Origin of the sequence: Arthrobacter halodurans (assembly GCF_041877255.1) — a bacterium.
In the GTDB taxonomy this organism is placed as follows: Bacteria; Actinomycetota; Actinomycetes; order Actinomycetales; family Micrococcaceae; genus Arthrobacter_N; species Arthrobacter_N halodurans.
In genome coordinates, this window is sequence record NZ_JBHDLJ010000001.1 from 1 (window position 1) to 24,230 (window position 24,230).

General features: G+C 70.4%; 26 protein-coding genes. 12 read left to right on the forward strand and 14 right to left on the reverse strand.

Features of this window, described 5'->3' with window-relative positions:
- Window positions 1–552: SH3 domain-containing protein (locus ACETWP_RS00005; protein WP_373970141.1), on the reverse strand; the 552-nt coding region annotated here is incomplete at its 3' end.
- Window positions 553–746: 194 nt separating this feature from the next.
- Here ACETWP_RS00005 and ACETWP_RS00010 point away from each other — a divergent pair.
- On the forward strand, window positions 747–989 hold the full coding sequence (locus tag ACETWP_RS00010) for a hypothetical protein (RefSeq protein WP_373970142.1): 243 nt from the start codon (window positions 747–749) through the stop codon (window positions 987–989).
- Window positions 990–1,050: 61 nt separating this feature from the next.
- Here the strand turns inward: ACETWP_RS00010 and ACETWP_RS00015 are convergent, their stop codons facing one another.
- Window positions 1,051–1,305: a hypothetical protein gene (locus ACETWP_RS00015; RefSeq protein ID WP_373970143.1), complete on the reverse strand. Its 255-nt coding sequence runs from the start codon at window positions 1,303–1,305 to the stop codon at window positions 1,051–1,053.
- Window positions 1,306–1,521: 216 nt separating this feature from the next.
- Here ACETWP_RS00015 and ACETWP_RS00020 point away from each other — a divergent pair, with 216 nt between their 5' ends.
- Complete coding sequence (locus tag ACETWP_RS00020; protein WP_373970144.1) at window positions 1,522–1,818, forward strand: DUF4193 domain-containing protein; 297 nt, start codon at window positions 1,522–1,524, stop codon at window positions 1,816–1,818.
- 23 nt (window positions 1,819–1,841) lie between these two features.
- Complete coding sequence (locus ACETWP_RS00025; protein ID WP_373970145.1) at window positions 1,842–2,120, forward strand: cupin domain-containing protein; 279 nt, start codon at window positions 1,842–1,844, stop codon at window positions 2,118–2,120.
- Window positions 2,121–2,177: 57 nt separating this feature from the next.
- On the opposite strand, the gene ACETWP_RS00030 is transcribed toward ACETWP_RS00025, so the two are convergent.
- Window positions 2,178–2,558: a DUF1905 domain-containing protein gene (locus ACETWP_RS00030; protein ID WP_373970146.1), complete on the reverse strand. Its 381-nt coding sequence runs from the start codon at window positions 2,556–2,558 to the stop codon at window positions 2,178–2,180.
- 117 nt (window positions 2,559–2,675) lie between these two features.
- Here ACETWP_RS00030 and ACETWP_RS00035 point away from each other — a divergent pair, with 117 nt between their 5' ends.
- From ACETWP_RS00035 to ACETWP_RS00050, 4 genes are all read left to right on the forward strand, one after another.
- A complete protein-coding gene (locus tag ACETWP_RS00035; RefSeq protein WP_373970147.1) occupies window positions 2,676–2,879 on the forward strand; it encodes a hypothetical protein in 204 nt (67 codons plus the stop codon).
- A 192-nt stretch (window positions 2,880–3,071) separates the two neighbouring features.
- The gene (locus tag ACETWP_RS00040) at window positions 3,072–4,874 is read left to right on the forward strand and encodes an SLC13 family permease (protein WP_373970148.1); all 1,803 of its coding nucleotides are present in this window, start codon (window positions 3,072–3,074) and stop codon (window positions 4,872–4,874) included.
- A gap of 95 nt (window positions 4,875–4,969) precedes the next feature.
- Window positions 4,970–6,655, forward strand: a complete 1,686-nt coding sequence (locus ACETWP_RS00045) for an MFS transporter (RefSeq protein WP_373970149.1) — start codon at window positions 4,970–4,972, stop codon at window positions 6,653–6,655.
- Window positions 6,652–8,163, forward strand: coding sequence for a leucyl aminopeptidase family protein (locus ACETWP_RS00050; protein ID WP_373970150.1), 1,512 nt, complete (start codon window positions 6,652–6,654; stop codon window positions 8,161–8,163). The genes ACETWP_RS00045 and ACETWP_RS00050 overlap by 4 nt, the downstream gene beginning before the upstream one ends.
- A 19-nt stretch (window positions 8,164–8,182) precedes the next feature.
- Here the strand turns inward: ACETWP_RS00050 and ACETWP_RS00055 are convergent, their stop codons facing one another.
- From ACETWP_RS00055 to ACETWP_RS00065, 3 genes are all read right to left on the reverse strand, one after another.
- Window positions 8,183–9,424, reverse strand: a complete 1,242-nt coding sequence (locus ACETWP_RS00055) for a cation:proton antiporter (protein ID WP_373970151.1) — start codon at window positions 9,422–9,424, stop codon at window positions 8,183–8,185.
- Between the two features lie 462 nt (window positions 9,425–9,886).
- Complete coding sequence (locus tag ACETWP_RS00060) at window positions 9,887–10,858, reverse strand: zinc-binding dehydrogenase (protein WP_373970152.1); 972 nt, start codon at window positions 10,856–10,858, stop codon at window positions 9,887–9,889.
- 152 nt (window positions 10,859–11,010) lie between these two features.
- The gene (locus ACETWP_RS00065) at window positions 11,011–11,604 is read right to left on the reverse strand and encodes a helix-turn-helix domain-containing protein (protein WP_373970153.1); all 594 of its coding nucleotides are present in this window, start codon (window positions 11,602–11,604) and stop codon (window positions 11,011–11,013) included.
- A gap of 145 nt (window positions 11,605–11,749) precedes the next feature.
- Between ACETWP_RS00065 and ACETWP_RS00070 the strand changes: the two genes are divergently transcribed.
- Window positions 11,750–12,562 carry an IclR family transcriptional regulator gene (locus ACETWP_RS00070; RefSeq protein ID WP_373970154.1) on the forward strand — a complete coding sequence of 271 codons (813 nt, stop codon included), beginning with the start codon at window positions 11,750–11,752 and terminating at the stop codon, window positions 12,560–12,562.
- On the opposite strand, the gene ACETWP_RS00075 is transcribed toward ACETWP_RS00070, so the two are convergent.
- The 8 genes from ACETWP_RS00075 to ACETWP_RS00110 form a co-directional block, all read right to left on the reverse strand.
- On the reverse strand, window positions 12,559–13,023 hold the full coding sequence (locus ACETWP_RS00075; protein ID WP_373970155.1) for a hypothetical protein: 465 nt from the start codon (window positions 13,021–13,023) through the stop codon (window positions 12,559–12,561). The two genes, ACETWP_RS00070 and ACETWP_RS00075, sit on opposite strands and share 4 nt — an antisense overlap.
- Window positions 13,013–14,605: an acyl-CoA synthetase gene (locus ACETWP_RS00080; protein ID WP_373970156.1), complete on the reverse strand. Its 1,593-nt coding sequence runs from the start codon at window positions 14,603–14,605 to the stop codon at window positions 13,013–13,015. The genes ACETWP_RS00075 and ACETWP_RS00080 overlap by 11 nt, the downstream gene beginning before the upstream one ends.
- Window positions 14,602–15,453 (reverse strand): SDR family NAD(P)-dependent oxidoreductase, encoded by an 852-nt coding sequence (locus tag ACETWP_RS00085; protein ID WP_373970157.1) that lies wholly within the window; start codon window positions 15,451–15,453, stop codon window positions 14,602–14,604. The genes ACETWP_RS00080 and ACETWP_RS00085 overlap by 4 nt, the downstream gene beginning before the upstream one ends.
- 36 nt (window positions 15,454–15,489) lie before the next feature.
- Window positions 15,490–16,068, reverse strand: a complete 579-nt coding sequence (locus tag ACETWP_RS00090; protein WP_373970158.1) for an aromatic-ring-hydroxylating dioxygenase subunit beta — start codon at window positions 16,066–16,068, stop codon at window positions 15,490–15,492.
- 27 nt (window positions 16,069–16,095) lie between these two features.
- Entirely contained in the window at window positions 16,096–17,307 is a 1,212-nt protein-coding gene (locus tag ACETWP_RS00095) for an FAD-dependent oxidoreductase (protein ID WP_373970159.1), read from the reverse strand.
- A 57-nt stretch (window positions 17,308–17,364) separates the two neighbouring features.
- Complete coding sequence (locus ACETWP_RS00100) at window positions 17,365–17,712, reverse strand: non-heme iron oxygenase ferredoxin subunit (protein WP_373970160.1); 348 nt, start codon at window positions 17,710–17,712, stop codon at window positions 17,365–17,367.
- 27 nt (window positions 17,713–17,739) lie between these two features.
- Window positions 17,740–19,089, reverse strand: coding sequence for an aromatic ring-hydroxylating oxygenase subunit alpha (locus tag ACETWP_RS00105; RefSeq protein WP_373970161.1), 1,350 nt, complete (start codon window positions 19,087–19,089; stop codon window positions 17,740–17,742).
- 149 nt (window positions 19,090–19,238) lie between these two features.
- On the reverse strand, window positions 19,239–20,060 hold the full coding sequence (locus ACETWP_RS00110; RefSeq protein WP_373970162.1) for an enoyl-CoA hydratase-related protein: 822 nt from the start codon (window positions 20,058–20,060) through the stop codon (window positions 19,239–19,241).
- A 292-nt stretch (window positions 20,061–20,352) separates the two neighbouring features.
- Between ACETWP_RS00110 and ACETWP_RS00115 the strand changes: the two genes are divergently transcribed.
- The 4 genes from ACETWP_RS00115 to ACETWP_RS00130 all read left to right on the forward strand — a co-directional run bounded on the left by ACETWP_RS00115 (window position 20,353) and on the right by ACETWP_RS00130 (window position 24,189).
- Window positions 20,353–21,729, forward strand: a complete 1,377-nt coding sequence (locus ACETWP_RS00115) for an MFS transporter (RefSeq protein WP_373970163.1) — start codon at window positions 20,353–20,355, stop codon at window positions 21,727–21,729.
- 137 nt (window positions 21,730–21,866) lie between these two features.
- Entirely contained in the window at window positions 21,867–22,316 is a 450-nt protein-coding gene (locus tag ACETWP_RS00120; RefSeq protein WP_373970164.1) for a PaaI family thioesterase, read from the forward strand.
- Between the two features lie 92 nt (window positions 22,317–22,408).
- Window positions 22,409–23,350, forward strand: a complete 942-nt coding sequence (locus tag ACETWP_RS00125) for a 3-carboxyethylcatechol 2,3-dioxygenase (RefSeq protein WP_373970165.1) — start codon at window positions 22,409–22,411, stop codon at window positions 23,348–23,350.
- Window positions 23,347–24,189 carry a 2-keto-4-pentenoate hydratase gene (locus ACETWP_RS00130; RefSeq protein ID WP_373970166.1) on the forward strand — a complete coding sequence of 281 codons (843 nt, stop codon included), beginning with the start codon at window positions 23,347–23,349 and terminating at the stop codon, window positions 24,187–24,189. Before ACETWP_RS00125 ends, ACETWP_RS00130 begins: the two co-directional genes overlap by 4 nt.
- Window positions 24,190–24,230: the final 41 nt, after the last annotated feature.

Sequence of the window (24,230 nt, forward strand, 5' to 3'; positions counted from 1 at the left end):
CTTCATCGTCGCCAGCACGCTGCCCGACGGGGCGCTCGAGCGCAGGAACAGGTTCGCCGTCGTCGCCAGCCTGACGTTCTTGGCGGTGGTCGTGGTCGCCGAGGCCGACGCGCTTGTCACGGCCGTCCTCTTGACGTAGGTCTTGGACACCCAGCCGGTCTTGCCGTTCGCGGTGATCTTGTGCCAGCTTCCGCTGCTGGAGCGCAGGACCACCTTGGTGCCCTTCGTCAACACGACGACGACGCGGTGTTTCGTGGACGCGCCGACCCGGAGGTTCACGTTCGCGGTCGTGGCGTAGGTGGTGGTCGTCGCAGCCGGCAGTGCCGCGGGGACGGCCGCCGTCAACGCCGCCGCCAGGGATGTGCCGGCCGGCGGCTGGAGGGCGGCCACAGAGGCCGGTGCCGCGTAGCCGGCCACGGGGACGGGCGCGGCGTGCGCCGGGCCAGCCGCCGCGGCGGCCAACGCAAGACCCGCCAGGGTCGTGATGGCAAGGTGGCGTGCGCGGAAGGCTGTGCTGCGGGCGTGCCGCGGCGAGGCTTCTGTGTTATCCATGTTTCCCCCGTGAAGCAAGTGATTGATGTTACAGAAGGAACTCTAGAGGGTGAAGTGGCCTTTGGGTATGGGAAGGGTTCGATGGCGGGGCTACGCCCCGGGCCGGCCGCCCCTCCTGGCGCGCACCCCGGCGTCCCCTGGCCTCGCGCCCGGGTACGGGCGCCGAGCGGGCGCGCTTTCCCACGAAGGCCCTGGTGGACTACCTCGACGACTTCATCCCGCACAACACGACGTCACGTCTCGGGGACATCCTCGCGTCGACACCGGTGCTCGCCGGTGGGCGCGACATCCTGGGCCGTCCCGAGCCCGGACGCTCGGTGGCGGACCCGATACCCACCATGCTCGTCGACGTCGTGGACCGGGAGGCCCATCGGCCTTTCCAGGAGATCCACGAAGCCTGGAACCGGCGCGGGGACTCCTTCCGGCGGGACTCTTAGCCCCGCGGGAGTCCGCGCATCGGCCAGTGACCCGGCCCGGGTGTGGGGATTCCCTGCATGTTCAACCCTCCCGCGCGGTTCGGCCGTCGGGGGCCTCGGCGGAAAGGTCCTCCCGAGACCGCAGGATCCGGACGAGGAACCAGACCGCCGGCCCGACCACCGGCAGGACGACCAGCATCACCGACGCGAGCACCACGGTCCGCGGCCGCGCCGAGGACCGTGCGACGTCAATGAGCGCGGCCACCAAGAGCAGGCAGGCGAGCACGCCGACGCCGGTGAGGGTCCATTCCCAGGCATTCGGTAGCAGAGGATTCATGCGGCCATCATGGCGCAGGCGGCGCCGGCGTCGTGCCGTGTCCTGCGGTCGGGTGCGTTCATGGTCGGTCCCCCGGGAGCGTGGTGGTCTGGCCCGATCCTACGGGAAGGTCCGGGCCGGTTGCGGGCCCCGCGTCCCGGGTTCGCGTCCACGTGGCGCACGGTGCCCCGATGCCTTACCCTCGCAGGAGAAGTCGCCCGACGGATAGGAGCAACGATGGCCCAGGACTACGACCTCGCCCGCCCCGAGGTGGCCGAGGAGAGCGAGGAGACGCTGAAGGGCGTCCGCGCGACGTCGGCACCCGACGCGCGCAGCGTCGTCGCGGAACTCGACGAGGTCGACTCGTTTGACGGGTTGGAGCTGCCCGGCGCGATCGTCGGCGAGGAGCTCGTGGTCAGGATCGTCCCGCAGGCCAGCGACGAGTTCACCTGCGGGGAGTGCTTCCTGGTCCGTCACCGCTCGCAGCTGGCGCGCGAGAAGGACGGCGTGAAGTTCTGCCGCGACTGCGATTGAGCACTTCGGAAGGGGACGGCGCGATGGCCACCGGGGAAACCCAGATCGACACCGGGTCGCTGCGGGTCACCCGCTGGGAAATCGAGCCGGGCGGCGCGATCCCCCTCCATCGGCACGAGCACGAGTACGTCGTGGTGCCGCTGGTGGACGCCACCCTGCACGTGGTCGAAGCCGACGGCTCCGAGGCGGCGGTGGAACTGCGCGTCGGCCGCAGCTACGCGCGGCCCGCCGGCGCGCGCCACACGGTGGCCAATCGCGGGAGTGCGCCCCTCGCGTTCGTGGAGATCGAGAGGCTGTCCTAGAAGACGCGTCCTCCCACGGTTAAGGGGCGTGCCGCCGGCCACACCCGCCGACCGCCCTCACCGGCGGATCCGGAGTCGGACGGTGACGACGTCGTCCACCCCGAGGCCTTCGGCGGCGCGGACCGCGTCCTTGAGCGGGACGAGGTATCCGCCGTCCTTCGGGATGAGCGAGGTGGTGAAGGCCGTGCCGCGGACGCTGGCCGCCACCGGGACCATGCCCCATCCGTAGGTCACGGCGGGAGCCACGCTCCTGAGGAACGAGGCCTCCTCCCCCAGGACCCGCACGAAGTGAAACGGCGCGGGTCCGCGCCAGTGCACGACGGGGCCGGTGACATCGACGCCGTCGTCATCGTGGTCGTTGTCGTCCTCCATGTCCCTCACCGCCCGATCGATCTGCCCGGCCCGGGCCATGGCCCGGCGCACGTCCCATCCTGCCATTGCGGCAGTCCCCGCACGAGTCGTGCCATGCATACCCCCGCGGCGTTGACAGGACGGGCCTCGCCGGGGACCGTAGGTTCGGAATGTTCATGCCGCGCACGCCACGAGGAGGACCCGATGGGACTGGAAGACAAGAAGCACGACGGAAGCACGGACGCCGGAGACCGGGCAGGGGTCCGCGGGCCCACGGACGGCGACAAGCTGGAGGCGGACGGGCTGCGGGGTCCCGACGGCCACGGCGACGACGCCACGGACAGCGAGAAGCTGCGGGCCGACGGTCTCCCCGGCGAGGACGTCCGGCGGGACGACGCGACCGACTAGCATCCCGCCGGCGCCGAGCGGGCACCCGCAGGCACGACGCCGGTGGTGGGCTCCGCGTGGCCCCCTCCGGCGTCCCGTTGTTCGAGGCGGGGACGGCGAACCCAACCCCTTCACGGCGACGAGGCCTCGTCCGCGGTCATCGGGGTTTCCCAACGGGCGGACAGGAGGCACATCGTGGTCTAGCGTTTCCCCATGACGGACACGTGGACGACGGTGGCGATCCTGTTGCTGGCGGTGGCCGCCTTCGTGTGGAACCGGCTCCCGGTGGAGATCGTGGCGCTGTCGGTGGCGCTGGCCCTCTACGGGACGGGGGTCATCTCGCTCGACGAGGCGTTTGCGGGCTTCGGCAGCGGAACGGTGGTGCTGATCGCGGCCCTGTTCGTGGTCGCCGAGGCCCTCGACGCGGCGGGCGTGACCACGTGGCTCGGGTCCCTGATCATCCGGTTCGCGGGAACGAGCCGGGTCCGGCTTCTCTGCCTCATGATGGGTATCACGGCGGTGCTCACCGCCCTGATCAGCGTCAACGGCGCCGTCGCGGCGCTCCTGCCGATGGTCGTGGTGTCTGCCGTCCGCCTCGGTCGCCTGCCCTCCCAACTGCTGATGCCGCTGGCCTTCGCTGCGCACGCCGGCTCGCTCCTGGTGCTCACGGGGTCGCCCGTCAACATCCTCGTCCTCAACGCCGCCCTCGAGTCCGCGGGCCGCGGCATCGGATTCTTCGAGTTCGCCCTCGTGGGGCTGCCCCTGCTGCTGGGCACCGTCGGGCTTGCGCTGTGGCTGGGACCCCGGCTGATTCCCGACCGCACGCCGGACACCCTGCCGAAGGACCTGAGCGCCCACCGGCGCACGCTCGGGGAGCACTATCTCGGCGGGGACGCGCTGGTGCGCCTGGGCGTGCCGGCCGGCTCCGACCTGGTGGGTTCGCCGACGGACCGGATACCCGCGGCGGGCGGGACCGGCGTGCACGTGGTCAGCGTGCAAGGCCCGGACGGCCGGCCCGTGGCCGGTGCCGTCCTCGCCGCGGGCGACCACGTCGTCGTCCGCGGTGGCCGGGATCTCGTCGACGCGTTCGCCGCGCAGCACGGCCTGGAACCCGGAGGCGCGGCGAACTGCGGCCTGATCAGCCGGTCCTACGGGGTGGCCGAAGTCGTCGTGGCGCCGCGGTCGGACCTCGTGGGCACGGAGACCTACCCCGGGATGGTCACCGACAGCGGCGCGCTGGTCGTGCTGGCCCACAACCGGCCCCGATCGCCGCGCGCTGCGGGGCGCAACCGCATCGAGGCGGGCGACACGCTGCTCCTCCAGGGTGCCTGGTCCGCCCTGGACCGGCATACGGCGGACCACAACGTGTTGCTGGTCGACTCCCCGGATGCCATCCGGCGTCAGACCGTGCCCCTGGGCCCGGGATCGCGGCCGGCACTGGCCATCCTGGCCGCCATGGTCGTCCTGCTGGCGACCGGCGTCGTCCCGGCCCCGGTGGCGGCCCTCCTGGCCGCCCTGGGGATGGTGGTGTTGCGGGTCGTGACGGTCGGACAGGCGCACCGGTCGATGGCGTGGCAGACGCTCATCCTGGTGGGCGGGATGATTCCGCTGTCCACGGCCATCACCCAGACCGGCGCCGCCGAGCTGATCGCCGACGCCCTCGTGGCCGCCATCGGCGGGGCCGGGCCGCTGCCCCTGCTGGCCGGGATCTTCCTCGTCACGACCATCCTGGGACAGCTGATAAGCAACACCGCCACGGCCCTCGTCATCATCCCCATCGCGCTGTCCGTCGCCGCCGAGTCCTCGATCAACCCGATCACGGTGCTGATGTGCGTCGCCGTCGCGTCCGCGGCGGCGCTCTTGACGCCCGTGTCGACGCCCGCCAACATGATGATCATGCAACCGGCCGGCTATCGGTTCGGCGACTATTGGAAGTTCGGCCTGGCGGTCATGGTCCTCTACGCGGGGGTCGCGATCCTGCTGGTGCCGGTCTTTTGGCCAGCGCACGTTGCGTGACGAAGCACGGCACGCCACGCATGCGGAGCACGGACCCGGAGTCTGCGGATCCCCTCCCCAGACTGATCCAGCAGGACGCCGCGAAGGAGCATCCGATGGCCAATCCCCTCCCCGATACCCCGCCCGCGGTCAAGGCCGCTTCGTGGCTGCCGCTCATCGTGGTGGTCCTGACGCAGATCCAGGCGTCGTTCGCGGTCAACGCCCTGACCGTGTCCATGCAGGGCATCACCACCGACCTGGACACGCCGGCGACGTCGGTGGGCACGGCCATCACCGCTGGCACGTTCTCCATGGCCGCGTTCATCCTGCTCGGCGCCAAGGTCGGCGCCCGCTTCGGGACGCGGAGGGTGTTCCAGATCGCCGTCGCCATCCACGCCGCGGCGATGGCCTGCGTGGCCCTGAGTCTCAGCCCGGCCATGCTCTTCATCGCCCAGGCCTCCTCGGGCGCGGTGATCGCGCTGATTGCGCCGGCGCTGACCGTGTTCATCGCGACCAACTACAAGGACGAGCAGCAGGCCCGGGCCATCGGCCTCCTCGCGGCCGCCATCCCCGCCGCCGGGGTCCTGGCCCTGCTGATCGCCGGCACGTTCGCGACAACCATCGGGTGGCGCTACTCGTTCGGCCTCATGGTGGTCCTCGGCGTGGTCAACCTCGCGCTCAGCTTCCGGCTGAGGAACATCCCCCCGCAGCCGGACCTCGGGATCGACTGGACCGGCGCGGCCATCGCCGCCGTCGCGATCATCCTCCTCAGCTTCGGTTTCAGCGGGATGGCGACGTGGGGCATCTGGCTGGCGACGGACCAGGCGCCGTTCGAGATCCTGGGACTCTCCCCGGCGCCGGTGCTGATCCTGCTGGGCCTCATCGCCGGACAGCTGTTCTTCAGCTGGCTCCGCAAGCGCCAGGACGCGAAGCTCTCGCGCATCTTCGACCTGCGCGTCCTGGCCTCGAGTTCGGAGCTCGCCGTGACCGCCTGCATGGGCATCATGCTCTTCGTCGGCACGGCGGCCAACTTCCTCATCCCGCTCTACATGCAGATGGTCCAGGGACTCTCCGGTCTGGAGACATCCTTCTCGATCATCCCCTACACGCTGTCCATCTTCCTCGCCAGCACGTTCGTGGCCTTCCTCTACGACAAGTTCCCCCCGCGGATCATCGCGCGCTACGGGTTCATCGTCGTCGCGGCCGCCCTGGCGCTGATCGCCTTCACCATCCGCAACGACTGGGGCCAACTCCTGGTGGTGCTGGGGCTGATCCTGCTGGGCCTCGGCCAAGGGGCGATCGTCGCCCTCGTGTTCAACACGCTGCTCAGCGCCGTCCCCAAGCAGCTGGCGGGCGACGTCGGGGCCTGGCGCGGCCTCGTGCACAACCTCTCCGGCAGCGTCGGCATCGCCGTCGCCAGCGCCTTCGCCGTCGGCACCCTCACCCTGTTCATCGCCAGCGGGGCGGCGGACCACCCGGAGGTCTCCGACGAACTGATCGCGACGGTGAACATCAACGACGCCAACTTCATGACCAACGAGCAGGTCGAGGCCGCCATCGGCGACCGGACGGCCGATGCCGCGGAGCTGGCCGCCGCCGTCGCCGTGAACGCCGAGGCCCGGCTTCAGGCGCTGCAGGTCTCCCTGCTGGGCCTCGCGGGGTTCGCCCTGCTCGCCATCGTCCCGGCCGGGCGCATGCCCGGCCGGATGGAGGGGGACCTGCCGGAGCAACTCGAGCCCGACGAGCCCGACGCGGAGCCTGATCCCGCACCGCGTTCCACCACGGGAAGGAACCCGGCATGACGCATGACTCGTACAAGCTGATCCCCGACAGCTTCACGCCCGTCCCCAGCCTCCTGCACACCGAACCGGCGCTGGACTGGGTGGAGGCATTCGGCCAGCTCGACGCGCTCGGCGTCCTGATCACCACGGACGGGCAACCGCCCGCCGCCCTCGGTCTGGATCGGGGTGCCCTGGAGCGGGCGGGATTCACGGCAGCTGCCGGCACCAGCCTGGTGGTGCCCACCGCGGACGGCCCGATCATGGTTGCGGTGGGCGGCGGGGCTGCCGGCGGGCTGGGTGCGCACGGGCTGCGCGACGCGGTGGCGACGCTCATGCGCGCGACGCCGCGGCACGCGCGGGTCGGATTCGATGTCTCGGCCGCCGCGTCGCTGGATGCCGGAGCCCTGGGGCAGGCGGTCGCGGAGGGAGCCCTCCTCGCCCGCTACCGCTACGACGTCCTGCGCGGCAACCCCCGGGACGTTCCGCTTTCGCTGCTGCAGGTGCGGGCGCCCGGGGTCGACGCCGCGGCGGCCGCCGAGGGCGTGGCTGTGGGACGCGTCACCGCCCGCGCCACGAACATCTCCCGGGACCTGTGCAACGCGCCGCCCAGCCACCTCACGGCCGCCGGGCTCGGCGCGGTCGCCCGGGATCTGGGCGAACGCTACGGATTCCGGGTCGAGGAGTTCGGCAAGGAGGAGCTGATCGGGCTGCGGTGCGGCGGCCTGCTCGGAGTGAATGCCGGCAGCGCCCAGGAGCCGCGCATGATCAAACTGAGTTTCGAGCCCGGGGGCGAGCCGTCCGGTCACCTGGGCATGGTGGGCAAGGGCATCATGTACGACTCGGGCGGCGTAAGCCTCAAGCCCAGCGACCCGATGCACCTCCTGATGAAGATGGACATGGGCGGCGCCGCGTCCGTGCTGGCGTCCTTCACCGCACTGCGCGAGCTCGGCGCGACGGCCGCCGCGACCGGGTTCCTCATGTGCACGGACAACATGCCCGCGGGTTCGGCCTACAAGCTCGGGGACGTGCTGACCGCGCGCAACGGGACCACCATCGAGGTCAAGAACACCGACGCCGAGGGGCGGCTGGTCATGTGCGACGCCCTGACCCTCGCCGTCGAGGAGGGCGTTGACGCCGTCGTGGACGTGGCCACCCTCACCGGAGCGGCGCTGATGGCCCTGGGCCCCCGGACGGCCGCGCTTTTCGGCAACGACCAACCGCTCGTGGACGAGGTGCGCGCCTCGGCCGCGCGGGCGGACGAACAGGTGTGGCAGCTTCCCCTGGAGCACAAATACCGGGACCAGCTGGACTCCGACATCGCGGACATCTCCAACCTCGGCGGAAAGTACGCGGGGGCGACCACGGCGGCGCTGTTCCTCGCGGAGTTCGTCGGCGATACCCCGTGGGCGCACCTGGACATCTCGGGCACGATGCAGTCGGACAACGACGACGGCTGGCGTTCGAAGGGCGCGACCGGGTTTGCCACGCGCATCCTCATCGATCTGGCGCGGGGTTTCAGCGGACCGTAGGCCGGCGCGGGTGCGCCGGCTAGGTCCGGCCGCCCTGCTCCGTTCGTCCGGAACCGGTCCGCAGCAGGCCGAGGGCGACGAGGGGGAAGACCAGGACCGACAGCATGCCCGCCCCCACCAGGGCCGACGCGGTGGCGGTCTCCAGGATGCCTTCCGCGACGCCGATGTCGGTGATGGCGACGACGAGCGGGAGCGCCGTCGCGCCGAAGAGCCCGAGGGCGGCGTGCTGGCGGGCCGTGGCGCCGGGTGGGGCGGCGAGGGCCGACGGAATGCCGCGGGCCAGCAGGAGGGCCGCGAGGAAGACCGGCACGAGGAGCAGCGTCGACGTCGAACCCGTGAGGGCCGCCAGGTCGAAGGTGAGCCCGGTGGTGATGAAGAAGATCGGCACGAGGAAGCCGAAGGCGACCGCTTCGAGCTTCGACTCCACGAGGTGGCGGTCGGCGTCGCCCGCCTCGCGCAGGACGAGGCGGCTCAGCACGCCCGCGGCGAAGGCCCCGAGGAGCATGTCCAGTCCCATGACGACGCTCAGGGTGACCAGCGCGACGATGACGAGGATCGCGATCCGGACGGCGAACTGCCCGCTGGTGTGCAGCGTATCGGCGACGAGGCGGTGCAGCCGCGTGTGCCCGCCGCGGCCCGCGAGGAAGATCGCGGCGCCGGTGACCGCGGCGAAAACGACGACGACCGCGAGCGCCTCCGCGGGTCGTCGTCCGCTGAGGAAGAGCGAGATCGCGAGCAGGGGCCCGAACTCGCCGACGGCCCCCACCGCGACCGCCGACCTCCCGAAGGGCCGCGCCAGGAGTCCGGCGTCGCGCAGCACCGGCATGATCGTTCCGAGCGCCGTCGTCGTGAGGGCGATCCCCACAATGACCGCCACGTCCAGCCGCGGGGCGAGGAGGAGGCCGACGCCCACGCCGAGCACCAGCGACCCGGACCACCCGATGGCCGCCCGCCGCAGGGGCCTGCCCCTGATGGCACCGAAGTCGATCTCGTTGCCGGCCATGAAGAACAGGAACGCCAGCCCGAACTCCGACAACAGTTCGATGGCGTGGTTCGGGCTCGCCCACCCGAGCAGGCTTGGCCCCACCGCCATCCCCAGGAGGATCTCGAAGACCACCAGGGGGACCGGAGCGATTCTGCCGGTCAGGCGGGAAAGCACGGGTGCGGCGACCGCGACGGATCCGACCACGAGCAGCGAGAGGAGCTCCTCAACGTCCATGGCGGTCCCGCGGGACCGGGTGCGGGCCAGCGCCGGAACCATCCATAAGAGCCTCCCCGCCGCCGTCACCGTTGCGCCTGGACCGGACCGTCCAGGGCGGCCGACCGTTCGCCTGTGGCCCACCCTAGGACCATGTGCCGCGTTTGTCAGGGCCGGGGACCGAGCGGTTCGGCATGGCCCGCGAGGGCTTGCCCGAGGGACGTATCGCAAGTATTGACAGAACAGGTCATTCCGTGACTAAGATGATCACAGATTCGATAGGGGCCTCCCCCGGGCCCGCCGAATCGACGCGGCGCCGCCAACCCCAAGTGGCGGTCCCGCAGACGCCGGGTTCCCCCCAGGCCCGGCGCCCAGTTGGAGCCCCCATCCGCTCGGCCGGATGGGGGCGCTTTCTTGCGCGGCGGTCGCGCGGATCTCCGCCTCCCACGGCGGGGATCCCGCATGGCCGCGGCGGGGATCCCGCATGGCCGCGGCGCGGATCCCGCATGGCCGTCGCCGAGCTGCCTACGGGATGGCGACAACGATCTTTCCGGCCGCGTCGCCGTCGATCAGGGCCCGGAGCCCCTCGTGGATGCGCGCGAGAGGCAGCACGCGGTCGATCCGGGGCCGCAGCCCCGTCGCCTCCAGCATGCGCAGCATGGCCACGGTCTCGTGCCGCGTCGATCCGGTGGACCCCAGGATGCGCAGCTGCTGGTAGAAGATGCGGCCCAGGTCGGCCGCCGGGGCGGTGCCGCTGGTGGTCCCGGCGATCACGATCGCGCCGCCGGGCCGGAGACAGCGCAGGGAGTGCGCCCACGTGGCCTCGCCGACGGTCTCGATGACGGCGTCGACGCGATGCGGCAGCCGTTCGCCGGGGGCGAACGCCGCGTGCGCGCCCAGTTCGAGGGCGAGCCGACGCTTCTGGGCGGTCCGGCTCGTGGCGTAGACCGTGGCCCCGGCGGCCGCGGCGAGGGCGATGGCTGCTCCGGCCACGCCCCCGCCCGCGCCCTGCACCAGGACCCGGTCGCCCGCCGTAATCCGCGCCTGCGAGAACAGCATCCGGTAGGCCGTCGACCAGGCGACGGGAAGGCAGGCCGCCTCCTCGAAGCTCAGGTGGGCGGGCTTGTCGACCACGCAGCGGTCCGGCACGACGATGTACTCGGCGAACCCGCCGTCGTGACGCTCCGAGAGCAGCGCGCGGTTCGGGTCCAGGGTCTCGTCGCCGGCGCCGGCGTCCGGGTCGGCGATCACGGGGTAGACGATGACCTCGCGTCCGTCGTCGGTGACCCCGGCGACATCGCAGCCGAGAATGATCGGGATGTTCGCGGGGTCGTGTCCCACGCCGCGCAGCGTCCACACGTCGTGCATGTTCAGGGAGGAGGCCCGGACCCTGACCCGCGTCCACCCGGGCGCCGCTTCCGGCACGGGCACGTCCTTCAGCTCGAGGCAGGACAGCGGGTCTTCGGCATTTTGGGCAACGGCGACGGCGGCAAGCACGCGGGGGGTTCCTCCTCGGTAGGTGGACCTACCGGCACGCCAAGGCGCCGGAGGGCATCACCCGGAGTCTGCCAAACCTCGACGGCCAGATCGACCAAGCGTTCCGCCTGTCGGCATCCGGCATGCCCCGTGTCCCCCCGACACGGGGCGCCTCACGCCGGGTCCCCGCCGTCGACCGCGGGGGAAAACTGCGGGACCTGCGGCGCCGTCGTCGTCAGGTGCGCCACCGCGGGTCCGCCCACCGCGCGGAAGGTGTGCTCGCTGTCGCCCGGGAAGCGCAGGAAGTCACCCTCCCCCAGTTGCCGCACCGCGTCCGTGGGCCCGGCCTCGAGCGTCCCGGAGACGACGTAGAGCTGGTGCAGTGTCCCGAAGCCGTGGGCACCGACAACATGCGCCTCCCGCCCCGGTTCGACCCGGACGACATGCGTCCGGACGTACCCCGAGCCGTAGATGCGGTCCAGATCCCGGATCCGCCCGACCGACACCGGGCGCCACGGGGCGTCCGCGGCACGGGACACGTGCAGCGGCGTTCCCCACTCGGTCAGCAGGCGGGCCACGCTGACGCCGAGACCGTGGCCGATCCGCTCGAGGGTCTCCACGGTCGGGTTGCCGACGCCACTCTCCACCTTGGACAACGTCTGTTTGGAGATGCCCGCCAGGGCGGACAGCTCACCGAGGGACAGGTCTCTCTCGACCCTGAAGCGTCGGATGTTCCGGGTGATCAACTCGTTCGTCTGCACGGACACAACTGTCACATATAAGTGACGATCTGTCATGTTTGACTCACCCCCGGGTGCGGCGCGATACTGGTGGTGCCGGGGTTCGTACCGCACACCGGCACACCAGGCCCCACATTGTTCGGCTATCTGAACCCCCGCGCCGGAGGAGACCATGACCCGCAGCACACCTGCCCCCCGAGACGAGCGCACGGCCGTCGACAAGGCCATGTCCCTGCTCAACGCCTTCGGGAACGACGCGTTCGTCGGCGTGGGTGTCAGCGAACTCGCCCGCCGCGCCTCGCTGTCCAAGTCCACCGCGTTCAGGCTCCTGGCGACACTGCAGAACAACGGGGCCGTGGAGCGCGCGGGCAACGCCTACCGGCTGGGCAAGATGATCCAGGACCTGGGCTCCACCCAAGAGGACGCGTTGCAGGGACGCATGCGCGACGCGCTGACACCCTTCCTGGCGGACCTCTATGAACTGACCAAGCAGACGGTCCACCTCGCCGTCCTGCAGGGAACCGACGTCGTCTACCTCAACAAGCTCTACGGCCATCTCCAGGTGCGCAGCCCCTCGCGCATCGGCGGCCGCGCGCCCGCCTACTGCACCGCGGTGGGAAAGGTCCTGCTGGCCTACGACTCCGACGGCGCCGAGCAGGTCATGAGGTCGGAGATGCTCGCGTGGACGCCCACAACGATCACGGACCCCGAGAAGTTCAGGGCGGAACTGCAGGAGGTTCGCAGCACCAACCTGGCGTACGACCGCGAAGAGATCCTGACCGGGCTGAACTGTGTCGCGGCGCCGATCTTCGGACCGAATGGAAAGCCGGTGGCCGCGATGTCGGTGTCGGGTCCGGTCGGCAAGTTCATGCCGGAGTCGCAGGCCACCGTCCTGCGGAAGGTTTGCTACGCGGCCTCGCGCGCGGTGGCCGCGATCAGCGGGCAGCAGCACCCGACGAAGCGGCAGGCCCCCAAGAGCGCCTAGCGCGTGGGGACGTCGTCGATCCGGCGGGACTCTTCGAGGACCCACCCCGGCTCGGCGGCCATCAGCGACACGGACCGGTCCGGCAGGTCCACGTCGACGACGTAGCGGTACCCGGCCTTCTCCGCCCGGGCGATCTGCGCGACGTCGCCCTCCGGCGTCGAGACGACGAGCCGCCGGCACGACGGGTGGGCGTCCATCACGAGCTCGGACACCAACTGGAGCGCCTCCGCCGTGGCGTCGTCCGACGGCTTGAGCAGGCGGTCCCTCACCGAGGCGGGGTAGGCCGCGTCCAACTCGCTCCTCACCACCAGAGCCACGGAGACCCGCCCGCGCGGCACGCCGTTCTCGGTCACCGCGAAGGCGCCGTCGTAGCCGTCGTCGGGCGCGGCGGGCTCCGCCACCCACGATCCCGGAAGCGGCTCCGGCCACCTCAGCTGGTCGACCTCGTCGTCAGCGGACATCGCGACCCTCCTCCGCGACCATCTTGCGGATGGCCGGCTTGTCGAGCTTTCCCGCGCCGTTGCGCGGGACCGCCCCGGTCAGCACCAGTTTCTTGGGCAACTTGTAGCGCGCCAGGTAGGTCGAAGTGAAGTTCCGGACCTCCTCGATGTCCGGAACGGTGCCGTTGGCGCAGCTCATGACGGCGACCACGGATTCGCCCCACCTGCTGTCCTCGACGCCGACGACGGCGACGTCGAGCACCCCGGGGAACTCCATCAGCGCGCGTTCGACCTCGGCGGGGTACACGTTCTCGCCTCCGGTGATGATCATGTCCTTCAGGCGGTCGACGATGTAGAAGAAGCCGTCCTCGTCCCGGAAACCGATGTCCCCGGTGCGGAACCAGCCCCCGAGGAACGACACCGCCGTCATGGCGGGGTCCTTCCAGTAGCCCGGCGTCACGTTGGGGCCCTTCACCCACATTTCACCGGTGGTCCCCGGCGCGGCGACGTCCTCGCCGGTGGCCGGATCGACGATCTTGACCTGCGTGTACGGCATGGGGATGCCGCAGGACCCGGCTTTTTCGTAGGTGAGCTCGGAGGGCAGGTACGTGGCGAACGGGGACGTCTCCGTCAGGCCCCACGCCTGCTGGACGGGCACGCCCTTGTGTTCGTACTGCTTCAGCAGCACCGGCGGCACGGGGGCGCCCGCGCAGATCAGGGCCCGCAGGCTGGAGAGGTCGTGCCGCTCGAACTCGTCGGTCTGCTGCATCGCGGAGAGCTGGGCGGGAACGAGGAACGCCTGGGACACCCGGTGCTCCTCGATGTCGCGCAGGGTCTGCCGGGGGTCGAAGGTGCGGCGGACCACCGTCGTGCCGCCGCGCACCAGCACGCGGAGGGTCAGGGCGTTCAGGCCGCCGATGTGGAACAGCGGGGCGACGGCGAGGTTGGTGTCGCCCCGGCGGGTGTCCACCAGCGAGTCCACGTTCACGGAGTTCCACCACAGGTTGCCGAACGTCAGCTGGACGCCCTTGGGCACACCCGTCGTGCCGGACGTGAACATGAGGATCGCCAGATCGTCCTCGAACCGGGCCCGCGCCTCGGGGAGCTCCCCGCCGGCCGTGGCGAGGAAGCCGCTGAGCGGCGTCCAGAACGCGGCGGGTTCGATGGCCACCGGCACCGCCGGATCGTTGTCGACGAGCACCAGACGGTACGCCCCGGCGTCGAACCCCTCGTGCCCGGCCAATGTCTCCACCACGTCCTGGTGGCAGGGCTCGGTCACCACCAGCCTGGGTGTCGAACGTTCCAACAGGACGCCGACCTCCCGCGGAGCGAGGCGGAAGTTCAGCGGTTCGAACACCCCGCCGAGCCACCAGGTGGCGAGCATCGTGGTGAGGAACGTGGCGCTGTTCAGGCCGAGGTAGGCCACGCGGTCGCCTTCCACGACGCCGTTGGCGCGCATCGCGGCGGCGAGCCGTCCGGCATCGTCGACGAGTTCGGCATAGCCGATGGTGCGGCCCTCGTAGACCAGTGCCGGGGCGCCGGGACCGAATTGCGCCTGTCGGCGCACGCCGGCGACGGGGTTGATGTCGATCTGGGTGCTCATAGCTGGTCGCCTCCCGCGGCCCGATCCCCGAAGCCACGGACGGCGATGCCGCCGTCGGCCTGGAGGGTTTGTCCGGTGATGTTGCCCGAGTTCGCCCGCGAGGCCAGCAGCACGTAGGGTCCGGTGAAGTCCACCGGGTCGACGGACGAGTCGTGCAGGGGAATGAGCGGGTTGTTGCCGGTGACCGTGGACCGCGCAAACGAGTCGGCGATCGAGCGCTCCCTCAAACCGATCGCTGCGGGGCCGCGCAGGTCGGTGTTCATCCCGCCCACGGCCACGCCGTTCACCCGCACCTTTGGGGCCAGTTCGTAGGCGAGTTGGTTGACGAGGCCGCGCGCCGCGAACTTGCTGGCCGTGTAGACGGGCCCGCCGCCGGCGGTGTGGAAGGACGCGTTGGACAGCGTCATCACCATGCAGCCGCGGGTCTTCACCAGCTCGCGCCAGACCGCCTCCGCCGTGAGCAGGTAGCCCTTGACGTTGATGGAGAAGAGCTCGTCGAACGCGGCGGCCAACTCCCCGCCGCTGAGCCGCGTCAGGGACCGGTTGAAGTCCCAGATCCCGGCATTGGGCACGGCGATGTCGAGCCGGCCAAAGCGGTCCACGGTCGCGCCGACGGCCCGGTGCAGGTCCTCGGAGCTGCGCACGTCCCCGGCGACGGCCAGCATGCGCTCGGGGTGGCCGGATTCCGCGACGACGGCGTCGAGCTTTTCCTGGTTGCGGCCGAAGACGGCGACGTGGGCCCCCTCGGCGAGGAAGCGCTCGGCCACGGCCCGGCCAATGCCCGAGCCGCCGCCGGTGATCAGGGCCACGTCGCCCTGAAGCCAACCGGCCTGCTGTGTTTCACTCATGTGGACCTCTCGTGGTGCGGTGGGGCGGGAGCGCTGCTAGAAGAAGGTGCTGAGGTTCTTGGCCTGCAGGACGTTGGCGTCGAAAAGGATCTCGCGTCGCGCAACCCGGAAGCCGCCGTCCGGCTGGATCCGCAGGACGTCCGTCCGGCCGCCGGCGTAGATGTCCGTCTCGGTCTGCAGGCGGTTGCGGTAGACCAGAAAGGCGCACCGCGCGCGCAGCGTGCCGTCCGGCTGGTGGCGCACCGTCACGTTGGAGATCAGATGCCGGGTCCGCGAGGGCGGGTCCTCGGCCCAGGCCATGCCGGAGTCGTAGCGCCTGATGCGCCAGGCGAGGGATTCCTTGGTTTCGTCGAAGTAGGCGGCCTCGCCCTGCGCGCCGATGGACAGGGCCGCCTGGCGCCGGAGCCTGTTGGTGCGTAGCGGCGCCCAATAGAAGAGGTCGTCGTCGAAGACCTGCAGCCAGTCGGCGAAGCGGCCGTCGTCCAGCAGCTCCGCCTCGCGGAAATAGAACTGTTGCACGCGGTAGCTCAGCTCCGCATCGACCAGGCGGTCGTCCTCCTCGGCGTCCGTCTCGGCGGTGTCAGGCCCCGTCGTGGGGGCCACGTTTTCTGTCATGGTGTCGGCTCACGTTTCTTCGGGGAATCAGCGGGCGAGTTTCTTGAGGTCGATGTCGGGGTCGGCCAGTTGCGCGGGGTCCACCAGGATGCGCCGGTCGATGATGCGGCGGGCGGCACGCACGGTCAGGCCGCCGTCGATGGCGGCGCACCCTCCCATGTAGCCGTCCGGGTCCAGGCGGAAGCTCGCCAGCGGGACGCCGTCCCGTTCCCGGACCACCACGCTGCCCTCGCCGACCATGGAGCCGACGCCCTCGACGTGCACGCCGTGGCGGTCGGACCAGAACCAGGAAGCCCCGTGCGCCGGGAGGTCCTGGCCCAGCAGCGAGGCGGCCGCCGTCGTGCCGGTGTTCATGGCGTGCTCCCAGTGCTCGGCCCGGCGCAGCAGTGTGCCGTCGGCCCGTCGGGTGCGGGACGAGTCCCCCACCGCGTAGACCCGGGGGTGGCTGGTGCGCTGGTGCTCGTCGACGAGGGTTCCGTTGTCGATGTCCAGGCCGGCGGAGGCCGCCAGCGCGGTCTCGGGGACGATCCCGATGCCGACGAGGACGAGGTCGGCATCGATGGTCCCGCCCGTGTCCATGACGATGTGGTGACCGGCGTCGTCGACCGTGATGGCCGTGGGGATGCCCGTGACCAGGCCGATGCCGCGGTCGGTGTGCATCCGGTGCAGGCGCCCGGCGAGCTCCGGACCGACGGCCGGCACCAGCGGCGGGTCGATGGGGTCGATCAGGGTGACGTCCGCGCCGAGGGTCAGCGCGGAGGATGCCGTCTCGGCGCCGATCAGTCCGGCGCCGATGATGGCGAGCCTGATGCCGGGCCGGAGCAGGCCGCGGAGCCTGTCGGCGTCGGCCCGGCTGCGCAGCTCCAGGACCGAATCGAGGCTCCCGCCCGGGATGTCGAGGCGGCGGGCAGCCCCGCCGGTGGCGAGGACGATCCTGTCGCCGGCCAGTTCGCGCCCGTCTTCGAGGACCACGACGCCGTCGTCGGGGCGCAGCGCCACGGCCCGGCCGGTCACGACATCGACGCCCTGCTCCTCGAACCATGCGGCGGCGGAGAGCAGGATCTGGTCCCCGCTCCGGTTGCCCAGCAGGTAATCCTTGCTCAGCGGCGGTCGGTCGTAGGGCAAACCCTCCGGATCGACGATGGCCAGTTGGCCGTCGAAGCCGCGGGAGCGCAACTCCTTGGCCGTGGTGAAGCCCGCCATCCCACCACCGACGATGATGACTGATTCAAGCGACATGGTTTTTTCCTTGCAGGTTGCTGGAGTGGGGCCGGAAGTGTGGGGTGGTCGCGCCGCCTAGACCTGGGCCGCGACGGGGCAGTTCGGGTAGAGCATGACGGCGCCGTCCTGGACGACCACCTTGTGGGTGCGGGCCGCGATGGTCGCGGGCATGCACATGGCTTGGCCGGACTTGAGGCAGAACTTCGCGGAGTGCACGGGGCACTCGACCTCCGTGCCCTCGATCCAGCCGTCGGCCAGCGACGCCGTCTCGTGGGTGCATTCGTCGTTGAGCGCGTAGAAGTTGCCGTCCTCGGCGTGGAACACGGCGATGTCCTCGCCGGTGCCGTTCTCGTCGCCGGGGATGACCTTGGCCTCGCCCTCGTCGATGTCGTCGATGCTGCCCAGGTTGATTGCCTCGCTCATTGTGGTGCTCCTTGCCAACGTTGGTGGTTACTTGCCGGTGTTCTCGTGCCAGGCCGGCTCGTTCATGAGGCCGGCCCAGTGCCTGTAGAAGGACCGGCCGGCGGCGTCGGAGTAGAGCTCCGACGTCTGGCCCGGATAGACGCCGTCCTCACGCTCGCTGCCCATGCCCATCTGGAAGTTCAGCGGCACGCTGTTGGTCACGAAGCCGTGGGAGATGGCCTGGACCTCGGACCAGTTCTCGCCGTCGTCCGCCTCGAAGATGCCCGACGGGCCGAACGTGCGCAGGTTGTAGAGCCGCTGGGCGTCCTTGACGTCGTCGGGCATGGACTTGTCCACCAGGATCCACGCCCAGACCTCGATCTTGTCCGGGCCCTTCGGGTGCCAGACGCGGATCGAGCCGTTGACGGGCAGGTAGGAGAAGTTCGGGAACACGGTCGCGTGGCCCGTGGTCATCGGCCCCTCGACGGCGGCGTCGCCGAGTCGTTCGCGCAGGGCCGGGTAGTCGTAGTACTCGTGGACCGGACCGGCGTCGAACCGTGACTTGGGGTGCGTCGGGAATCCGGCGCCATGGCCGTTGGGCGCCACGAACTGCCGTCCCGGGGTGGCCACGATGTCCGCCTTCGGTCCGCGGCCGGTCGGCGACATGACCATCAGCGCCGAGGCGTGCGACATGTTCACGTGGTACCAGTCGGTGGCGAACTGCTCGGCGGCGAGCTTCCAGTTGCCCTCCAGCTCCCACTTCATGACCCCGCCCATGACCTCCGTTCCCTCCGGGTCCCGGTCGAGCATGGCGTCCATGTAGTAGCGCATGTCCCCCAGCGCCTCCTCGAGGGGTTCGGCGTTGGGGTCCCAGTTTCCGAAGATCAGGCCCTTGTACGTCGCCAGGCTGGGCACGTCGATGAGGCTCCAGTCCTTGCGGTCGAAGTCCTCCGGGTAGGCCGTTTCGTTGGGCACGGACTGCAGCGCACCGGCCAGGTCGAACGACCAGCCGTGGTAGGTGCAGGTGAACATCTTCGTGGCGCCCGCGTCGGCGCGGCAGAGCCGGACCCCGCGGTGGCGGCACGAGTTCAGGTAGGCGCGGATGGATTTCGTCTTGTCCATCGTGACGATGACGGGGTCCTCGCCCATGAACGTCGTGAAGAAGTCACCGGGCTTTCTGAACTGGCTCTCGTGCGCCAGGAAAAGCCAGCTGCGGGCGAAGACGCGCCGCATTTCCTGGCCGTAGATCCCCCGGTCCGTGTAGATGGAGCGGTCGATCATGCCGCCGTCGCTGTCCACCAGCGTGGAAACGTCGACGTTGGTGGCCATGGAGGCCGGGCGCGGCAACCGACCGATGGCGGGGTTGGCCTTCGACGGGCAGGAGTCCGTGGTGCTCATCTGGAACATTCCTTCTGACGGGGGAACGGTTGGCCGCGCCGTGCGGCGCGATGTGCTTGGATCCATCACACACCCGGTGGGACCGGGGGGCCAGCGGGCGTTCCGAACACTAGGACGGTGGGGTTTGTCAACCCCCGGGCGGCGATGCGTCAGCGGCCGGTCCAGACCGGGGCGCGCTTCTCCCTGAAGGCGGAAACGCCCTCCGCGCAGTCCTCGGAATCGAGCACGACGGGCCCCTCCGCATAGGTACGCCCCCACGCGCCGTCTTCGTCGGGACAGGCCAGCGCGCCGGCCGTCCGCTCGAAGCCCCGGGCGATCCGCTTGGTCGCGGCGACGCTCAGTGGCGCGTTGGCCGCGATGCGGCCGGCCAACTCCAGCGCCGATTCCAGCACCTGCGCGGCGGGCACCACGCGGTTCACGAGCCCCCAGCGCGCGGCTTCATCGGCACTCAACGTCCGGCCGGTCAGCAGTGCCTCGAGGGCGATCTTCGGCGGCAGGTGGCGGTACAGCCGGAACGCCCCGCCCCCACCGGGGTAGACCCCCACGGTGGCTTCGGGCAGCCCGAACACGGCGTGATCCGCGGCGACCGCCAGGTCGCAGGCCAGAAGGATCTCCGTCCCGCCGCCCAGGCACGCGCCGTTGGCGGCGAGGATGACCGGCGTGGAGATGTGGTGCCGCACGATGCCGGCGAAGCCCCAGGCGTCTCCCTCCGGCGCGGCGGACCGCAGCAGTTCCCCGGCGGCCAGCGCCCCGAGGTCGGCGCCCGCCGTGAAGGCCCGATCGCCCGCGCCGGTCAACACCAGCGCGCGCACGGCCGGGTCGGCGTCGGCGTCTTCGAAGGCGGCGCCGAGTGCCGTGGCGACCTCGGTGTTGATCACGTTGAGCCGATCGGGCCGGTTGATCGTGACGATCAGCGCCGGTCCGCGGCGTTCACTGAGTACGACGTCGGTCGGCTGGGAGCGTCTCGGCACGGGTTTCTCCTGGAGTGGTTCTGGGTGGTTTGGGTGGTTTGGGTGGTTCCGGGTGGTCTAGGACGGGGCGTGAGTTTTGAAGGGCTCCGGCCGTGCCGCCCACTGTTGCATGCGGAACGTTTCCCTCGGCCGCCGCGTGCCGGGGCGCAGAACACGAATGCCCGGTGCCGCGCCGCCGAAGACGGTTCAGCGTTCCACGCTCCGGCACGCGGCGTAGGTGGCAACCGTCACACGCGTCATTCTTTTCGATAGACCCACTGGTCCGATCCCCACAGCACGCCAGGAGATAACCATGTCATCGAACCTTTCCACGCCGGCGGCGGTCCCGCCGGCGCACGGAGAAACCACCGAGAAGGACTCGCGACGCGCGCTGGTCTCCAGCTTCCTCGGCTCGACCGTCGAGTACTACGACTTCCTGCTCTATGCCGCCGCAGCCGGCCTGGTGTTCCCCAAGCTGTTCTTCTCCAGCGAGATGGACCCGGCGCTCGGAACCATGCTCTCCTTCGTGATCCTGCTGGCCGGCTACGTGTCCCGCCCGATTGGCGGCATCCTGTTCGGCCACTTCGGCGACAAGTTCGGGCGCAAGAACATGCTGTTCATCACCCTGATGATGATGGGCGTGGTGTCCATCTGCATCGGCCTGATGCCGACCTACGCCGCCATCGGCGTCGCCGCCCCGCTGATCCTCGTTCTGCTGCGCGTCATCCAGGGCCTCGCCGTCGGCGGCGAATGGGCCGGCGCCACCCTGATGGCGGCCGAGCATGTGAAGGAGAAGAACCGCGGCTTCGCGGCCTCGATCGCCGTGACCGGAGGCCCGACCGGGTCGGTGCTCGCGACCCTGGTGCTGGGCCTCTTCGCGGGCCTGCCCGAGGAAGCCTTCCTCAGCTGGGGCTGGCGTATCCCGTTCCTGATGTCCGCCGCCCTCGTGGTCATCGGCCTCTACCTGCGCTACCGGGTCACCGAGTCCCCCGACTTCGTCAAGGCCCGCGAGGCCGGCGAGGTCCACACCGGCGTGCCGATCATGCGCGTGCTCCGCAAGTACCCGCTGTCCTCGCTGTACGGGATCCTGGCCGCCGCCGGTCCCCTGTTCATGCAGGCCCTGCTGGCGGTCTTCATGGTCCCGTACGTGGTCTCCACGGGCGCGGTCGACCGCCAGACGGCGCTGATGATGCTGACCGCCTCCTCGTTCGTGCACATCTTCGCCATCCCGTTCTTCGCGTGGCTCTCCGACAAGTTCGGCCGCAGGCCGGTCATGCTCGCCGGCGCCGCCGTCTCCGTGGCGCTTGTGTTCCCGATGTTCGCGATGTTCAACTCCGGCAGCTACTGGCTGATCGCGCTGGCCTTCATGGTCGGCAACCCGATCATCCAGGCGTCCATGTACGGACCGATCGGGGCCTTCCTCGCCGAGAAGTTCGAGACGCAGGACCGCTACACCGGCGTCTCCCTGACGTTCCAGGTGGGCTCCGTGCTGGGCGCCGGCACCGCCCCCCTGCTCGCCACCTGGCTGGTGGGACTCGAAAACGGCGCCGGCACCAGCAACATCGCCTGGTACTTCATCGGCCTCATCGCCGTCTCGGCCCTCGCCGTGTACCTCTCCAAGGAGACGCGCGGCCGTGCGGACCGCGACCGGACCGCGCGTGAGGATGCCGCGGCGGCGAACGCGGTCTAGCCTGCCCCGGCCACCACGACCGGCAGGCCTCCGTTCTGCCAGGCGGCACCCGACCTCACCGGACGGGTGCCGCCGTCGTTAGGGTGAAACCAACCGCCCCCGCGGGGCAACCCGCCAGCCACCCCAAGGAGCCGACCATGGCACTGCCCGCCACCCTCGAGGAATTCACCGCGTTCGTGGAGAAGTTCACCGCCACAAGGGGCTTCGACGACATCGCCGCCACCTTGGGGCTGGAGCCCCACGCCGTCGACGGCGACTCGATCAGCATGAGCATGCCGCTCACGGAACCCCTGTCCCAGGCCAACGGGATGTTCTCCGCCGCGGCCCTGTTCGGAGCCGCGGACATCACCGGGACCTTCCTGGCCCTCCAGGCCTACGCCGGCACGGGACAGTTCCCCCTGGCCATCCAGTCGAACCTGAACTTCCTGTCCAACTCCACATCCTCTCCGGCCGTCGCCACGGCTCGGGTCCTGCGCGGCGGCGGCTCCGTGGCCGTTGCCGAGGTGGTCGTCCGCGATGCCGACGGCAAGGACCTGGTGCATTCGACGTTCACCTACGTCATCAAGGAACGCAAGCTCGGCAAGTAGGGACCCGTGTACCGCTAGGCGGAACGACCGTATGTTCAGGACCCGGAGCCCGATGTGCAATTGAAGACAAGACGAACCAAAGGAGCCACGCCATGAAGCAGGCACTCGTGTGCATGTCGCACAGCCCGTTGCTGGAACACACCGACCCGCCGGCCGAGGTCAAGGCCGCCGTCGAGGCCGCATTCGACCAGGTCCGCGCGTTCGCCGCCGACTTCAAGCCCGACCTGATCGTGAACTTCGGCCCCGACCACTACAACGGCTTCTTCTACGACCTCATGCCGCCCTTCTGCATCGGCTACCAGGCCCACGGCACCGGCGACTACGACTCGTGGGACGGCCCGCTGAACGTGCCGACCGACATCGCCGAGGCGCTCGCCCAGTACGTGATCGACCAGGACATCGAAACCGCGATCTCCCGCAAGATGGAGGTCGACCACGGGGCCGTCCAGCCGATGGAGATCATCTACGGCGACATCAGCTCCATCCCGGTCATCCCCGTGTTCGTCAACTCGGTCGCCCCGCCCTTCTCGAAGATGAGCCGGATCCGCGAGTTCGGCACGGCCGTCGGCGAGTTCTTCAAGAACACCGACATGAAGGTGCTGTTCATCGGTTCCGGCGGGCTGTCCCACGACCCGCCGGTCCCGCAGATCGCCACCGCGACCGACGAGCAGCGCGCCTTCCTGACGGACGGCCGCCACCCGACGCCCGAGGCACGCGCGGCACGGCAGCAGCGCACCATCGACACCGCCAAGGCCTTCGCCCGCGGGGAGGCCGACATCATGGACCTGAACCCCGAATGGGACCGCGAGTTCATGGAGGTCTGCAAGTCCGGGGACGTCAAGCGCTTCGACGCCTACATCCCCGCGGAGATGGACGCGGTCGCCGGCCACTCCTCGCACGAGGTCCGCACCTGGGTCGCCGCCTACTCCGCGCTGCGCGCCTGCGGCGAGTACGAGGTCACGTACGAGTTCTACAAGCCGATCAAGGAGTACATCGCCGGCTTCGGCGTCACGACCGCGGTGCTGAAGCCGTGACCGCCGCGGCAGAGAGCGGCGCGGCCGGCTGGACCTCCCACCACTCCGACGAGGCGACCCGCGACGAACAGATGCGCCGGCTGGCGGGCGAGCTCCTCGAAGCCACCGAAACGCTGGAGCCCGTGGCGCCGCTGCGCGACCGGGTGCTGGACATGACGCTCGACGACGCCTACGCCATCCAGACGCACCAGCTCGATCGGCACCTGGCCGACGGCCGGGTCCTGGCCGGGCGCAAGGTCGGCCTCACGTCGCCCGCCATGCAGCGCCAGCTCGGCGTCGACTCCCCGGACTTCGGCTTCTTCTTCGAGGACATGGTCCACCACGACGGCGCCCGGCTGCCCGCCGGCGCGTTCATCGCCCCCAAGGTCGAGCCCGAGTTCGGGTTCGTGCTCCAGAAGACGCTGCGCGGCCCGGGAGTCACCTTGGAGCAGGCGCGCGCCGCGATCGGCGCCGTCTACCCGGCCATCGAGATCATCGATTCGCGCGTGGCCAACTGGGACATCCGGCTGGTGGACACCGTGGCCGACAACGCCTCCTGCGGCGCCATCGCCGTCGGCACCACGCCCCTGGACGTCGCGGTGGACCGGCTCGCCGGGGTCTCCTGCTCGCTCCTGATCGACGGCGAGGTCCGCGAGACCGGGACCGGCGACGCGGTCATGGGCGACCCCGTGGCGCCCCTGGCTTGGCTGGCCAACGTCCTCGGCGAGCAGGGCGTGGCCCTCGAGGCGGGACAGCTGGTCCTGCCCGGCTCCTTCACGAAGGCCCTGCCCGTCGTCTCCGGCGAGTCCGCGACGGCCGACTTCGGGGATCTGGGATCCCTGACGATCGATTTCACCTAGACCCCACCCCGGGCCCGGCGCCCCCGCCCTCCTCGCTTCCC

Coding starts and splice junctions, on each gene's coding strand:
- ACETWP_RS00015 (WP_373970143.1), bottom strand. CDS start 1,305: ATGAATCCTCTGCTACCGAATGCCTGGGAATGGACCCTCACCGGCGTC.
- ACETWP_RS00020 (WP_373970144.1), top strand. CDS start 1,522: ATGGCCCAGGACTACGACCTCGCCCGCCCCGAGGTGGCCGAGGAGAGC.
- ACETWP_RS00025 (WP_373970145.1), top strand. CDS start 1,842: ATGGCCACCGGGGAAACCCAGATCGACACCGGGTCGCTGCGGGTCACC.
- ACETWP_RS00030 (WP_373970146.1), bottom strand. CDS start 2,558: ATGGCAGGATGGGACGTGCGCCGGGCCATGGCCCGGGCCGGGCAGATC.
- ACETWP_RS00035 (WP_373970147.1), top strand. CDS start 2,676: ATGGGACTGGAAGACAAGAAGCACGACGGAAGCACGGACGCCGGAGAC.
- ACETWP_RS00040 (WP_373970148.1), top strand. CDS start 3,072: ATGACGGACACGTGGACGACGGTGGCGATCCTGTTGCTGGCGGTGGCC.
- ACETWP_RS00045 (WP_373970149.1), top strand. CDS start 4,970: ATGGCCAATCCCCTCCCCGATACCCCGCCCGCGGTCAAGGCCGCTTCG.
- ACETWP_RS00050 (WP_373970150.1), top strand. CDS start 6,652: ATGACGCATGACTCGTACAAGCTGATCCCCGACAGCTTCACGCCCGTC.
- ACETWP_RS00055 (WP_373970151.1), bottom strand. CDS start 9,424: ATGGTTCCGGCGCTGGCCCGCACCCGGTCCCGCGGGACCGCCATGGAC.
- ACETWP_RS00070 (WP_373970154.1), top strand. CDS start 11,750: ATGACCCGCAGCACACCTGCCCCCCGAGACGAGCGCACGGCCGTCGAC.
- ACETWP_RS00075 (WP_373970155.1), bottom strand. CDS start 13,023: ATGTCCGCTGACGACGAGGTCGACCAGCTGAGGTGGCCGGAGCCGCTT.
- ACETWP_RS00080 (WP_373970156.1), bottom strand. CDS start 14,605: ATGAGCACCCAGATCGACATCAACCCCGTCGCCGGCGTGCGCCGACAG.
- ACETWP_RS00085 (WP_373970157.1), bottom strand. CDS start 15,453: ATGAGTGAAACACAGCAGGCCGGTTGGCTTCAGGGCGACGTGGCCCTG.
- ACETWP_RS00090 (WP_373970158.1), bottom strand. CDS start 16,068: ATGACAGAAAACGTGGCCCCCACGACGGGGCCTGACACCGCCGAGACG.
- ACETWP_RS00095 (WP_373970159.1), bottom strand. CDS start 17,307: ATGTCGCTTGAATCAGTCATCATCGTCGGTGGTGGGATGGCGGGCTTC.
- ACETWP_RS00100 (WP_373970160.1), bottom strand. CDS start 17,712: ATGAGCGAGGCAATCAACCTGGGCAGCATCGACGACATCGACGAGGGC.
- ACETWP_RS00105 (WP_373970161.1), bottom strand. CDS start 19,089: ATGAGCACCACGGACTCCTGCCCGTCGAAGGCCAACCCCGCCATCGGT.
- ACETWP_RS00115 (WP_373970163.1), top strand. CDS start 20,353: ATGTCATCGAACCTTTCCACGCCGGCGGCGGTCCCGCCGGCGCACGGA.
- ACETWP_RS00120 (WP_373970164.1), top strand. CDS start 21,867: ATGGCACTGCCCGCCACCCTCGAGGAATTCACCGCGTTCGTGGAGAAG.
- ACETWP_RS00125 (WP_373970165.1), top strand. CDS start 22,409: ATGAAGCAGGCACTCGTGTGCATGTCGCACAGCCCGTTGCTGGAACAC.